This window comes from Tabrizicola sp. (assembly GCF_034366665.1).
Taxonomy (GTDB): domain Bacteria; phylum Pseudomonadota; class Alphaproteobacteria; order Rhodobacterales; family Rhodobacteraceae; genus Tabrizicola.
In genome coordinates, this window is the sequence record NZ_JAXMMF010000109.1 from 1 (window position 1) to 11,635 (window position 11,635).

An 11,635-nucleotide genomic window follows, 5' to 3' on the forward strand; every position below is an offset into this window, starting at 1 on the left:
GGACGATGGTACGCGGCTTGAAGGGTTCCGTATCGTTTTTCAGGGCGAAGGCTATCCGGGCGGCCGCCACTTTGGCGCCCGGCTGGTCGAGATGCCGGACGGGAGTGTCGCGCTGACAACCGGTGATCGGGGCACCGGTCCGGGCGGGATGCAGGCGCAGGACCCGATGCTGGTGGCGGGCAAGGTGATCCTGCTGAAGCGCGACGGCACCCCCGCGGTCACGCAGGAGGGCTGGCTGCCCGGCGCCTTCTCGCTGGGCCACCGCAACATCCAGGGTGCGGCCCTGGACCTGACGGGACGGCTTCTTACGGTGGAACACGGGGCGCAGGGCGGCGACGAGCTGAACGCGCCGGACCTTGGCCGAAACTACGGCTGGCCGGTCATCTCTTACGGGCGCAACTACAACGGCGATCCGGTCGGGCGGGGGACCGAAGTGCAGGGAATGGAGCAGCCGTTGCACTACTGGGACCCCTCCATCGCACCGTCGGGACTGATGGTCTATTCAGGAGCACTGGTGCCAGAGTGGAAGGGCGACATCTTCTTTGGTTCGCTGAACAGCGATTTCATCGGTCGGCTGGACCCCGACACCCCCACCCGGACCGGCTTTGCGGAGGAACGGCTTGCCGCCCCCGAAACCGAACGCGTGCGCGACATCGTCGAGGCCCCGGACGGATCGATCTGGTTCCTGTCGGTTTTCGACGGCGCGGTCTATCGCCTGGCCCCGGGCTCGGCCAGTTAGATCGACAACCGAACCGGGACGACACCGGGCATCCCTTGCGTGCCACGCTCGCGGTAGGGCGTGGTGCTGTAGTGGCTGCGGTAGCACTTGGAGAAGTGTGAGGGTGAGGCGAAGCCGCAGGCCAGTGCCACGTTGATCACGCTCATGTCGGTCTGCATCAGCAGGTTGCGCGCTTTTTGCAGCCGCAGCTCCATGTAGTAGCGCTTCGGCGAGCGGTTTAGGTAGCGGCGGAACAGTCGTTCCAGCTGGCGGGTCGACATGCCCACTTCCTCGGCCAGATCGGCGGGCGACATCGGGTCCTCGATATTGCCCTCCATCATCTGAATGACCTGGGACAGCTTCGGATGCCGCACGCCGATCCGGGTAGGGATCGACAGGCGCTGGGTGTCCTGGTCGGTGCGGATCGTCGAGTAGATCATCTGGTCGGCGACGGTGTTGGCCAGATCTTCGCCATGATCGGCGGCGATGATCTTCAGCATCAGGTCGATCGACGAAATCCCGCCCGCCGTCGTCCAGCGGTTGCCGTCCATGACGTAGACCGACTTCGTCAGCTTCACATCCTCGAATTCCTCGGCAAAGCCGTCCTGGTTTTCCCAGTGGATCGTGGCCTTCTTGCCGTCCAGCAGGCCCGCCTTGGCCAGTGCGTGGCCCCCTGTGCAGATGCCGCCGATGGTCACGCCGCGCCGTGCTTCGCGCCGCAGCCAGTTGACCACGCCCTTGGTGGTCGTGCGCTGGATGTCTAGGCCGCCGCAGACCAGGATCGTGTCCTCACGGTCCATCTCCTCCAGCCCCAGTTCCAGACGGAACGTGGCACCATTGGAACAGGACTTCTCGGTGCCTTCGCCGCACAGGACCCAGGTATACAGCGTCTCGCCCGAGACCCGGTTGGCAATGCGCAACGGCTCGATGGCCCCGGCAAAGCTGATCATCGTGAACTTGTCCAGAAGCAGGAAGACAAAGCGCCGGGTGGAGCTGGCCTTCTGCGTCTGGGTGGCTTTTCGTGGCGCGAGCGTCATGTCTGCGACCTGTTCATGTCGTTTGCGGGCCAAAGAACCGCAAATTCCGGGCCGCCGCAAGGGCCGAAAGCGGCAGTTTTCGCCCAATCGCCCTTTGCAAAGGCGGAAACGGGGGCGTATACCGCTGGCCGATTGCACGGGACCGGAGTGGGACGATGACCAAGGGATGGACGAAGACGGCATGGCGCGCGAAACCGCGGATCCAGATGCCGGATTATCCCGACCAGACTGCACTGACCGCAGTCGAAACGCAGCTGTCGAAATACCCCCCGCTGGTCTTCGCCGGTGAGGCGCGTCGGCTGAAGAAATCGCTGGCGCTTGCGGGCGAGGGCAAGGCGTTCCTCCTGCAAGGCGGCGACTGCGCTGAAAGCTTTGCCGAGTTCAGCGCCGACAATATCCGCGACACCTTCCGGGTGATGCTGCAGATGGCCGTGGTCCTGACCTATGCCGCCAAGGTGCCGGTCATCAAGGTCGGCCGGATGGCAGGCCAGTTCGCCAAGCCGCGCAGCGCGCCCACCGAGGTGATCAATGGCGTCGAGATGCCCTCCTACAAGGGCGACATCATCAACGGCTTCGAGCCGACGCCCGAAGCGCGCGTGGCCGATCCGAACCGGATGCTGCAGGCCTATACCCAGGCGGCGGCCAGCCTGAACCTCTTGCGCGCGTTCAGCACGGGCGGTTTTGCCGACATCCACCGCGTCCATTCCTGGACGCTGGGCTTTGCCGAACATGACAAGGCCGAACGCTACCGCGAGATGGCGAACCGGATTTCCGACGCGCTGGACTTCATGAACGCGGCCGGGGTGAATTCGGACACCGCCAACGAGCTGTCGCGCGTCGATTTCTACACCAGCCACGAGGCGCTGCTTCTGGAGTATGAAGAGGCGCTGTGCCGGGTGGATTCGATCACCGGTCAGAACGTCGCGGGCTCGGGCCACATGATCTGGATCGGCGACCGCACCCGTCAGCCCGACGGTGCGCATGTCGAATTCTGCCGGGGTGTGCTGAACCCCATCGGGTTGAAGTGTGGCCCGTCGACCACCGCTGACGACCTCAAGGTCCTGATGGCCAAGCTGAACCCCGAGAACGAGCCGGGCCGTCTGACCCTGATCGCCCGTTTCGGGGCGGGAAAGGTCGGGGACAACTTGCCGCGCCTGATCAAGACGGTGCAGCAGGAAGGTGCCAACGTCGTCTGGTCCTGCGACCCGATGCACGGCAACACGATCAAGGCGGCCTCGGGCTACAAGACCCGGCCCTTCGACAGCGTCCTGCGCGAAGTGCGCGAGTTCTTCGCGATCCACAAGGCCGAGGGCACCGTCCCCGGTGGCGTGCATTTCGAGATGACGGGCCAGGACGTGACCGAATGTACCGGCGGGCTTCGCGCCGTGTCGGATGAAAACCTTGCCGACCGCTACCACACCGCCTGCGACCCGCGCCTCAACGCCTCGCAGTCGCTGGAACTGGCGTTCCTGGTGGCGGAAGAGCTGTCCTCGCAGCGGGAAGCCGCACGGCGCGTCGCTTTCTGAACGCCGGAAAAGCAATAGCCGGAAAAGCAACAGAAGGGCGGTGGGGCAACCCGCCGCTTTTTTCTATTCGCTGACATGCACCAGTGAAAGGTGGCCCACCCGCCGGATCGGCTGGACGACCGGCGCGTCGGTCGGCGGTGTGGGGGCCCGCGGCAGGCGCTCGTCGCGCCAGCTGCGGATCTGTAACTTGCATCGTGCCGTCGGCCCCGGGGCAAAGCTGATCGCCCCCAGTATCAGCTTCATCCCGCCCTCATCGGCCAACGGCAAAAGTAGTAGTCGCGCCACAAGCCCGCCCCCCGCCGCCCGGTCCGAGCCAAGGTCGACCTCGGCCACGGCAGGTTCGGCAAAGACGCGCTCGACCGTTTCGGCCAGCTGTGGCCGCGATTCTGCCGCGAAAAGACAGCTTAGCGGCAGCCCGCGCACATCCATCCCCGCGAAATCAGCCAGGCCCGAGCCAGCGATGCGAACCTGCACCAGCCCGCGTCCGATCCGCTGGCCCAGGAACACCCGGTCCAGCACGCCATTCAGGCCCCGCGGATCAAGGGCCGCCCGCGCCGGCAGCGTATCGCCGCGCCGCAAACCTTCCCAGTAGCCGCGCACGTGCGCCAGGCCGTCGAACACCACAGGCGTCTGCGCGGGGCGCTGCGGGCGGAACCGATCCAGAAAGCTTAGGTTCATCATTCTCTCCACTGGCCGCATCCTTGCCCTTGCGGGTCAACCGCCCGCCGCGCCATGAAGGGAAAATAGCGCGGATCGACAAGATTCGGCTGAAAATCTATTCAAATGGTAAACACCCCGCGCCGGTGGCGCTGAAAGGACCGCATGATCTCGATGACAGGCTTCGCCGCCCGGCGTGGAGTGGGCGTGGGCTACACGTGGACCTGGGACCTGCGGTCGGTGAACGGCAAGGGGTTGGACCTGCGGCTGCGGGTGCCCGACTGGATCGACGGGCTGGAAGCGATGCTGCGGGCCGAGCTGCAAAAGGCGATCAGCCGCGGCAATGTCAGCCTGACGCTGAAGGTCACCCAGGACGAAGGCCGGGATGATGCAGCCTTTCGGCTGAACGAAGCGGCGCTGGGGGCGGCACTGACGGCCCTGGGCCGGGTCGAGGCTGCAGCGATGGCGCTGCATGTGACGTTGCGCCAGCCGACCTCGGCCGATGTGCTGACGCTGCGCGGCGTGATCGACGCCACCGCGCAAGATACGGACACCACGCCGCTGCGCCAGGCGCTGCTGGCGGATTTCCCGGCGCTCTTGGCCGACTTTCACGCCATGCGTGGCTCGGAAGGTCGGGCGCTGGCCGCTGTGCTGACCGCCCAGCTTGACCGCATCGCCAGCCTGACCGCCGAGGCGCAGGCCGAGACCGCCACCCGCGCCGTGACCCAGGCCGCCAGCCTGCGCGACGCCGTGGCTCGCGTCCTTGCCGCGACCGAGACCGTAGACCCCGCGCGTCTGGCCCAGGAACTTGCCCTTCTGGCCGTCAAGACCGACGTGACCGAGGAACTCGACCGCCTGACCGCCCACGTCGCCGCCGCCCGCGCCCACCTGGCCGAGGGCCAGCCCGCCGGTCGCAAACTGGATTTCCTGATGCAGGAATTCATGCGCGAGGCGAACACCTTGTGCTCCAAGGCGCAGTCGCTGGGGCTGACCCGCATCGGCCTTGACCTGAAAACCGTGATCGATCAGATGCGCGAACAGGTCCAGAATGTGGAATAGGTCATGACCCCCAAGTCGCCCAGGCGCGGGCTGCTTCTTATCCTTTCGTCTCCGTCCGGAGCGGGCAAATCGACGCTATCGCGGATGCTGATGGACTGGGACCCGACGATGCGCTTTTCGATCTCGGCCACGACGCGCAAGCCCCGCCCTGGCGAAAAGGACGGCCGCGAATACTATTTCCGCAGCCGCGAGGACTTCCAGGCGATGGTCGCAGAAGGCCAGATGCTGGAACATGCCGAGGTCTTCGGGAACTTCTACGGATCTCCTCGCGGCCCGGTCGAAGCGGCGATGCAGGCAGGCACCGACACCGTCTTCGACATCGACTGGCAGGGCGGCCAGCAGGTGAAACAGGCGATGCGCGGCGATGTCGTGTCGATCTTCATCCTGCCCCCGTCCATCGCCGAGCTTGACCGCCGCCTGCGCACCCGCGCGCAGGACAGTGATGAGGTGATCGCCGGCCGCATGGCGAAAAGCCGGGACGAAATCAGCCATTGGGCGGAATACGACTATGTGCTGGTGAACCAGGACCTTGAGGCCACCTTCGGAAACCTGAAGACCATCCTGACCGCCGAACGGTTGAAGCGCGAACGCCAGCCGCAGCTTTCCGCCTTTGTCCGCACCCTGAACGAGGAGTTCGAAGCCCGATGATCTACGCCCTCGACGGTATCGCCCCGCAGATCGACCCCTCGGCCTGGGTGGCCGACACCGCCGTCCTGATCGGCAAGGTCGTCGTCGAAGCCGAGGCCTCAATCTGGTTCGGCGCGGCGATCCGGGGCGACAATGAAGAGATCCGGGTGGGCGCAGGGTCGAACGTGCAGGAAAACGCGGTCCTGCACACCGACATGGGCTATCCGCTGACCATTGGGGCCAACTGCACCATTGGCCACAAGGCCATGCTGCACGGCTGCACCATCGGGGACGGCACGCTGATCGGCATGGGCGCCACGGTCCTGAATGGGGCCCGGATCGGCAGCGGATGCCTGATCGGCGCCTGCGCCCTGATCACCGAAGGGAAAGAGATCCCGGACGGCTCGCTGGTGATGGGCGCTCCCGGAAAGGTTGTGCGAGAGTTGGACCAGACGGCCCGCGCCAAACTGCTCGCCTCGGCCGCAAGCTACCAGGCCAACGCCCGCCGCTTCCGTGCAGGCCTGACCCTGGTGTGAGCGGTCAGTCTTCCTCGACCAGTTCGATGGTGATACCTTGCCGGGCGGCATGACTGCGCAGCTCGCGCAGCACGATCTGCCGGTTCGGCAGTTTCGGTGCCACCACCCGCAGCATCTTGCGATAGTCCTGGGCCCCCAGCTTTTCGATAATTTCCAATGCGTCGAAGGTCTTGCAGAACAATGGCGTCACCACCAGCTCAAGCGTAGACGGCAGCGGCAGCTGGCCTTCGAACGCCTCCAGCGGGATCGATGCGAACTCTTCGGGACGCAAGCTGCCCTCGGCGGCGCGCGCTTCCGGAATGCCGATCACCAGGCATCTCAACTTCTGCGACAATTCTCGACCTCTTCATGCGTGAGGCGCCGCCAATTCGTCGTCTTCTTGACTTACGCCGGGGCAGACCCTTGTTCCGGGCAAAGGCCGGTTCCGCACCGCGTTACGTATACAACCGGGAATTTACTGGTATTCCTGCGCAAGACAAGGGCAGAGGCCCGATTGTTCCGGAGAAGTCGAGCGAATGATGCCCCTGGACCCTGAAGTGCTGCTCTCTGGCCTGCCGCTGCCCGCGATGCTGGTGCGGCGCGATGACCGGATCGTGGCGCTGAACCCGCTGGCCGAGGCGCTGTTTGGCACCGGCATGGTCGGCCGCCACGCCGCGATGGCGGTCCGCGCCCCCGCGGTGCTGGAGGCGATCGGCTCGGTCTCGCGGTCGGGCGTCCTGCAGCAGGCGCGGATGACGCACCGCCGTGAAGGGCAGGAGGCGGTCTTCCAGGTCACCGTCTCGGCGCAGGGCGACCTGGTGCTGGCCGTCTTCCGCGACGCGACCACCGAAGAACGGGCAGGAGAGTTGCGGCGGGATTTTGTCGCCAACGTCTCCCACGAGCTGCGCACCCCGCTGACCGCGCTGATGGGGTTCATCGAGACCTTGAAACACGCCGCAAAGGACGACCCCAAGGCGCGGGAGATGTTCCTGGGGATCATGGAGGCCGAGGCGGGGCGGATGAACCGGCTGGTGCGGGACCTGTTGCAGCTCAGCCGGGTGGAAGCCGAGGAGAGGGTGCGGCCCCGTGAGCCGGTGGAACTGCGGGGGCTTCTGGAAAGCGTGATCTCGTCCCTGCGGGGGGTGGCGGAGAAGGAGGGGGATACGGTGGAGCTGACCGGCGATCCGGTGACGGTGCCGGGGGATGCGGACCAACTGGTGCAGGTCTTCACGAACCTGGTGGAGAACGCGCTGAAATATGGGAAGACGGGGCAGGTGGTGCGGGTGTCCCTGACGGCGGAGGAGACGGTGCGGGGGCCTGCTGTGCGGGTGGAGGTCGCGGACGAGGGCGAGGGGATCGACCCGGTCCACCTGCCGCGGCTGACGGAGCGGTTCTACCGGGTCGATTCCCACCGGTCCCGCGAGATGGGGGGGACGGGGCTGGGGCTGGCCATCGTGAAGCACATCGTGAGCCGCCACCGGGGCTGGCTGCGGGTGGAGAGCGTGGTGGGCGAGGGGAGCCGGTTCTCGGTCGTCCTGCCGCTGGGGTGAGGTGGGGGCCGCAAAGGACTCCGGTTGTCCACGGTGGATATTTTCGGATTATGGTTTGGAAGCAAGGGGTTGCGCGTGGGCGTTAAGGATTTGTTAAGGGGGTGGTTAATCGTAATCCGCCCTTGAAATGTACAATTTTTTGTACATATACTAAGGGCAACAACCTTCCCTGGAGGCACCGATGAATCTGATCACCTATTCCGACGCGCGCAAGCACCTGAAAGCGGTGATGGACACGGCCATCCACGACCGGCAGGAAACCGTGATCACCCGCGCGGGCCAGGAGGCTGTGGTGGTGGTCGGCAAGGATGAATGGGATAGCATTCAGGAGACGCTGCACCTGTTGTCCTCACCCCGCAACGCCGCGCGCCTGCATGAGGCGATTGCCGAACTGGAGGCAGGCGGGGGCATCGAACGGGCGCTGAGCGACGGCACCTAGGCCCATGCGGCTGATCTTCGCCGCCCGGGCCTGGGAGGATTACCTGCACTGGCAGTCCAATGACCCGAAGGTGCTGGAGCGGGTCAACCTGCTGATCAAGGAGACGATGCGCGATCCGTTCCGGGGGACGGGAAAGCCCGAACCGTTGAAAGGCGATCTGTCGGGCTGGTGGTCCCGGCGGATCACCTCGGAGCATAGGCTGGTGTATCGCGTGTCTGGTGCGGGGGCCGCGCAGGCGCTGGAGGTGGCGCAGGTGCGGTATCATTATTAAAAGTGTCCGCGACCCTGCAAACGTCGCGCGCTGGCCGACGCCCTGCGCCGGATCGCGGGGGCCGCCCAGAGCATCGGCATCGCGGCGGTGCTGGTTCAGGCGAAGGACTAGGCTGCGAGGGCGTGGTATCTGGGGCAGGCGGAGTGGTTGGAGTTCCCGGCGGGGTCGAGGACGCTGTGGGTGCCGGTTGGGGGTGGGGGATGGTGCGTCAGATCAGCCAACCTACGGCAGGCTGAAGCATGGTATAGCCTGTCTCGGCTGAAGTGAGTAAAAGGGTAGGGGTTTGGAATTTGTTTGAGCGAGCCATTTATAGACGCTCCGACCAACAGTCGGGGTTTCATGTTGATGCTGGTCAAATTGCAGAGGCGATTCTCTACTATGGCGAGATCGAACTCCTTCTCGACCACGCAAATCTCGGACAATTACTTGATGCGATTGGGCATGATGCTCTGGTTCGATTGGTGCAATTGCCATCGGTGAAGGCGACGCTGGTTTCTGATAATCTTGCAACGGGCACTACGATGCAGGGATCCAGTCGCATAGCTTTGTGATCTTCTCTCTCGCGAGCGAGAATCCGCGTCGATCGCAATTAAGCAAAGAGGAAAGGGTCAGGGAGGTCTACAAAAGAAAGCTTGGCTCTGACTTCCGCACTCGCAAGGGAGCGGACTTTCTGTCACAGTTCCTTAAGTCAAGCTCATTTGATCGCGGGCTGGCAGGCAAAGACCTCATCGAAAGCGCAAGGTTGGCGGTCTTTGACTCGGAGTTCATGGCGCAAACTGCGCGGATCGTTTTGCAGGGACTTATTCCAACCATTGATCTTCCGGAAAAAATGTATGTCCGATCACATGATTTTAATGGAAACTTCGTTGTCGAGACAAACATTGATTTTGATCATATCTCTAGTGAATGGAGGAAACACTGGCCACCTGAGATTGGTCCCCCATCAGTAGCTAGCATACTAACAGAAGTCTTGGAGGCAAAAGCAGGGCTGGGGCTCGCGGCTCAGATGAACGCAGATTTGTTTCACACAAGGACGGCGTCCCGAATAATTGCAAGCGATTTGGAACGGATAGCTCGCTCGTCTGATTGTTTCAAGGATCAAGCGCTTGAGTTTAATGAGTGGGTTCTCTCTGGTAGCAGCATAGCTAACGCGATTAACAACGGTGAACGAACTTTTCTAGAGTTCCTTGATGTTGTAGAGGAAGCCGAAAAATTCAAGAAGTGGATTATCGGAGTAGGCGAAGACAAGACGATCGCGCGCGAGTACTTCAATGAAGTGTCAAAAAGAGGCTGGCTGGAGAAACTACCAAGAAAGACGCTAAGATATCTTGCCTTCGGTGGCGCAGGGATTGCCTTGAGTGCTGTCGCGTCTCCTTTAGTCGGAACAGCGTCAGGCATGGTCCTATCCGGAATCGATATGTTCTTGGTAGATCGGCTACTGGGTGGATGGAAACCAAATCAGTTCGTCGATGACAAGATTAGGCCCTTCGTAACCGGCAATGACTAGTTCAGCTCGACCACCCTCCCCTCACAACCTCCCCAACCGCTCCGTCAAAAGCCGGTAGAACCCGTCCCGGTCCACGCCGCCCATGAACATCGCGTTGGGCTCGCGGCCAGTCACCCGCCACCAGTCGGCGACGGTCATGCCGAGGGTAAGCTCGCTCCCCGTCTCGATTTCCACGTTGATGTGGCGGCCGGTGAAGAGGGCGGGCTCCAGAAGGTAGGCGATCACGCAGGGGTCGTGCAGGGGGGCGCCTTCGCTGCCGTATTTGGCGGTGTCGAAGCGTTCGAAGAAATCGGTCCAGGAGGCGACGGCGGTGCCTACGGGGGTGCCGAGGGCGCGCATGCCTTCGACCCAAGGACGCGAGGTCAGGGCCTTGTGGGTGACATCGAGGGGCATGACCACCAGGGGGACGCCGGATTTGAACACGATATCAGCGGCTTCGGGGTCGACGTAGATGTTGAACTCGGCCGCGGGGGTGACGTTGCCGCCCTCAAAACAGCCGCCGCCCATCAGGACGATCTCGGCCACGCGGGGGATGATGTCGGGGGCGCGCTGGAAGGCGGTGGCGATGTTGGTGAGGGGGCCGAGGGGGCAGAGGGTGATGGTGCCGGGCGCGTGGGCGCGGAGGGTGTCGATGAGGTAGTCGACGGCGTGTTGGTGCTGGAGGGGGTGCGTGGGCTCGGGCAGCGGGATGCCGTCGAGGCCGGTCTTGCCGTGGACGTATTCGGCGGTGACGAGCTTGCGCTTCAAAGGGGCGTCGCAGCCGGCGTAGACGGGGGTTTTGAGGCCCGAAAGCTCGACAATCTGGCGGGCGTTCTTCTGGGTGAGGGCGAGCGGCACGTTCCCGGCGACGGCGGTGAGGGCAAGGACCTCCAGTTCCGGCGAGGCCAGCGCGAGGAGGATGGCGACGGCGTCGTCCTGGCCGGGGTCGGTGTCGATGATGATCTTGCGGGACATGGGGGGCTCCTTTCGCGGGAGTAAGCGGGAAGGGGGCTAGTTTGTCCAGATGGTCAGGAAAAGGCGTGCAATGCGGGGGAAGGGGCGTAGGCTTTTCGGCGTCGAAGCGGAGGAGGCTGGCGATGGAGCTACTGGTCGGGACGACGAAAGGGCTTTTCGTGCTGGACGGCGGCCGGGTGCAGGGGCCGTTCTGCGAGGGCTGGCCGATCAACCATGCGGTCGGGCGCGGGGGCGAGATCTTTGCGGCCGGGGGAAGTGGGTGGCATGCCGCGGGGGTCTGGCGGCGGGTCGGCGGCGCGTGGGCGGTGTCGACGGGGCCGTTCGAGGGGGCCGAGCAGCTGTGGTCGCTGTGTTTCGACCGCGACCGGCTGCTGGCGGGGTCAAAGCCTGCGTATCTGTTTGAAAGCCTGGATGGGGGCGAGACCTGGGCCAGGCTGGAGGCGCTGACGGACCAACCGGGAGCGGACCAGTGGCAGCCAGGGGCGGCGGGGCTGACGCTGCACACGATCCTTTCCGACGGGAAGGGTGGGCTGTGGGTCGGGATCTCGGCGGCGGGGGTGTTCGAGTCCCGGGATGGCGGGAAAAGCTGGCAGCAGCGGAACCGGCGCGGAAACCGACCGGGGCCCGCGGGGGCCTTGCCGCGGCATTGGGACGGCGAAGAGATCCGGCGCGAGGACGAGATCTTCAGTTGCGTCCACAACCTTGCCTTCGGGGCGGCGGAGGGGTTGATCTGGATGCAGAACCACCAGGGGGTCTATCAGAGCCGGGATGGCGG

At 64.3% G+C, this 11,635-nt stretch carries 15 protein-coding genes; 11 read left to right on the forward strand and 4 right to left on the reverse strand.

The features are described 5' to 3' along the window. A partial coding sequence (locus U1E69_RS15100; protein ID WP_322245237.1) for a PQQ-dependent sugar dehydrogenase occupies positions 1–739 on the forward strand: 739 nt, incomplete at its 5' end. On the opposite strand, the gene U1E69_RS15105 is transcribed toward U1E69_RS15100, so the two are convergent. After that, positions 736–1,755: a GlxA family transcriptional regulator gene (locus tag U1E69_RS15105; protein ID WP_322245238.1), complete on the reverse strand. Its 1,020-nt coding sequence runs from the start codon at positions 1,753–1,755 to the stop codon at positions 736–738. The genes U1E69_RS15100 and U1E69_RS15105 overlap by 4 nt on opposite strands. Positions 1,756–1,910: 155 nt before the next feature. Between U1E69_RS15105 and U1E69_RS15110 the strand changes: the two genes are divergently transcribed. Continuing rightward, positions 1,911–3,281, forward strand: a complete 1,371-nt coding sequence (locus U1E69_RS15110) for a class II 3-deoxy-7-phosphoheptulonate synthase (RefSeq protein WP_322245239.1) — start codon at positions 1,911–1,913, stop codon at positions 3,279–3,281. Positions 3,282–3,344: 63 nt separating this feature from the next. On the opposite strand, the gene U1E69_RS15115 is transcribed toward U1E69_RS15110, so the two are convergent. Then, positions 3,345–3,959 carry a PAS domain-containing protein gene (locus U1E69_RS15115; protein WP_322245240.1) on the reverse strand — a complete coding sequence of 205 codons (615 nt, stop codon included), beginning with the start codon at positions 3,957–3,959 and terminating at the stop codon, positions 3,345–3,347. Positions 3,960–4,103: 144 nt separating this feature from the next. Between U1E69_RS15115 and U1E69_RS15120 the strand changes: the two genes are divergently transcribed. Genes U1E69_RS15120 through U1E69_RS15130 form a run of 3 tightly spaced genes read left to right on the forward strand, consistent with a single transcriptional unit; the run spans position 4,104 to position 6,160 of the window. After that, a complete protein-coding gene (locus U1E69_RS15120; RefSeq protein WP_322245241.1) occupies positions 4,104–4,997 on the forward strand; it encodes a YicC/YloC family endoribonuclease in 894 nt (297 codons plus the stop codon). 3 nt (positions 4,998–5,000) lie between these two features. Beyond that, positions 5,001–5,645 (forward strand): guanylate kinase, encoded by a 645-nt coding sequence (gene gmk, locus U1E69_RS15125; protein ID WP_322245242.1) that lies wholly within the window; start codon positions 5,001–5,003, stop codon positions 5,643–5,645. Beyond that, positions 5,642–6,160 (forward strand): gamma carbonic anhydrase family protein, encoded by a 519-nt coding sequence (locus tag U1E69_RS15130; protein ID WP_322245243.1) that lies wholly within the window; start codon positions 5,642–5,644, stop codon positions 6,158–6,160. Before gmk ends, U1E69_RS15130 begins: the two co-directional genes overlap by 4 nt. A 4-nt stretch (positions 6,161–6,164) precedes the next feature. Here the strand turns inward: U1E69_RS15130 and U1E69_RS15135 are convergent, their stop codons facing one another. Further along, complete coding sequence (locus tag U1E69_RS15135; protein WP_322245244.1) at positions 6,165–6,470, reverse strand: hypothetical protein; 306 nt, start codon at positions 6,468–6,470, stop codon at positions 6,165–6,167. 205 nt (positions 6,471–6,675) lie between these two features. Between U1E69_RS15135 and U1E69_RS15140 the strand changes: the two genes are divergently transcribed. From U1E69_RS15140 to U1E69_RS15160, 5 genes are all read left to right on the forward strand, one after another. Beyond that, on the forward strand, positions 6,676–7,689 hold the full coding sequence (locus U1E69_RS15140) for a sensor histidine kinase (RefSeq protein WP_322245245.1): 1,014 nt from the start codon (positions 6,676–6,678) through the stop codon (positions 7,687–7,689). 181 nt (positions 7,690–7,870) lie between these two features. Continuing rightward, the gene (locus U1E69_RS15145) at positions 7,871–8,128 is read left to right on the forward strand and encodes a type II toxin-antitoxin system prevent-host-death family antitoxin (RefSeq protein WP_322245246.1); all 258 of its coding nucleotides are present in this window, start codon (positions 7,871–7,873) and stop codon (positions 8,126–8,128) included. Positions 8,129–8,132: 4 nt separating this feature from the next. Next, positions 8,133–8,399 (forward strand): Txe/YoeB family addiction module toxin, encoded by a 267-nt coding sequence (locus U1E69_RS15150; RefSeq protein ID WP_322245247.1) that lies wholly within the window; start codon positions 8,133–8,135, stop codon positions 8,397–8,399. A gap of 290 nt (positions 8,400–8,689) precedes the next feature. After that, positions 8,690–8,950 carry a hypothetical protein gene (locus tag U1E69_RS15155; RefSeq protein WP_322245248.1) on the forward strand — a complete coding sequence of 87 codons (261 nt, stop codon included), beginning with the start codon at positions 8,690–8,692 and terminating at the stop codon, positions 8,948–8,950. After that, positions 8,947–9,906, forward strand: coding sequence for a hypothetical protein (locus U1E69_RS15160; RefSeq protein ID WP_322245249.1), 960 nt, complete (start codon positions 8,947–8,949; stop codon positions 9,904–9,906). Before U1E69_RS15155 ends, U1E69_RS15160 begins: the two co-directional genes overlap by 4 nt. A gap of 21 nt (positions 9,907–9,927) precedes the next feature. Here U1E69_RS15160 and U1E69_RS15165 read toward each other — a convergent pair whose 3' ends face one another. Continuing rightward, a complete protein-coding gene (locus U1E69_RS15165) occupies positions 9,928–10,860 on the reverse strand; it encodes a nucleoside hydrolase (protein WP_322245250.1) in 933 nt (310 codons plus the stop codon). Positions 10,861–10,982: 122 nt separating this feature from the next. Here U1E69_RS15165 and U1E69_RS15170 point away from each other — a divergent pair. Continuing rightward, positions 10,983–11,635, forward strand: a 653-nt coding sequence (locus tag U1E69_RS15170) for a WD40/YVTN/BNR-like repeat-containing protein (RefSeq protein ID WP_416200294.1), incomplete at its 3' end; no start/stop codon positions are given.

Bases quoted from the DNA above. Each gene is read 5' to 3' on its own strand.
- U1E69_RS15105 (WP_322245238.1), bottom strand. From the start codon at position 1,755: ATGACGCTCGCGCCACGAAAAGCCACCCAGACGCAGAAGGCCAGCTCC.
- U1E69_RS15110 (WP_322245239.1), top strand. From the start codon at position 1,911: ATGACCAAGGGATGGACGAAGACGGCATGGCGCGCGAAACCGCGGATC.
- U1E69_RS15115 (WP_322245240.1), bottom strand. From the start codon at position 3,959: ATGAACCTAAGCTTTCTGGATCGGTTCCGCCCGCAGCGCCCCGCGCAG.
- U1E69_RS15120 (WP_322245241.1), top strand. From the start codon at position 4,104: ATGATCTCGATGACAGGCTTCGCCGCCCGGCGTGGAGTGGGCGTGGGC.
- gmk (WP_322245242.1), top strand. From the start codon at position 5,001: ATGACCCCCAAGTCGCCCAGGCGCGGGCTGCTTCTTATCCTTTCGTCT.
- U1E69_RS15130 (WP_322245243.1), top strand. From the start codon at position 5,642: ATGATCTACGCCCTCGACGGTATCGCCCCGCAGATCGACCCCTCGGCC.
- U1E69_RS15140 (WP_322245245.1), top strand. From the start codon at position 6,676: ATGATGCCCCTGGACCCTGAAGTGCTGCTCTCTGGCCTGCCGCTGCCC.
- U1E69_RS15145 (WP_322245246.1), top strand. From the start codon at position 7,871: ATGAATCTGATCACCTATTCCGACGCGCGCAAGCACCTGAAAGCGGTG.
- U1E69_RS15150 (WP_322245247.1), top strand. From the start codon at position 8,133: ATGCGGCTGATCTTCGCCGCCCGGGCCTGGGAGGATTACCTGCACTGG.
- U1E69_RS15165 (WP_322245250.1), bottom strand. From the start codon at position 10,860: ATGTCCCGCAAGATCATCATCGACACCGACCCCGGCCAGGACGACGCC.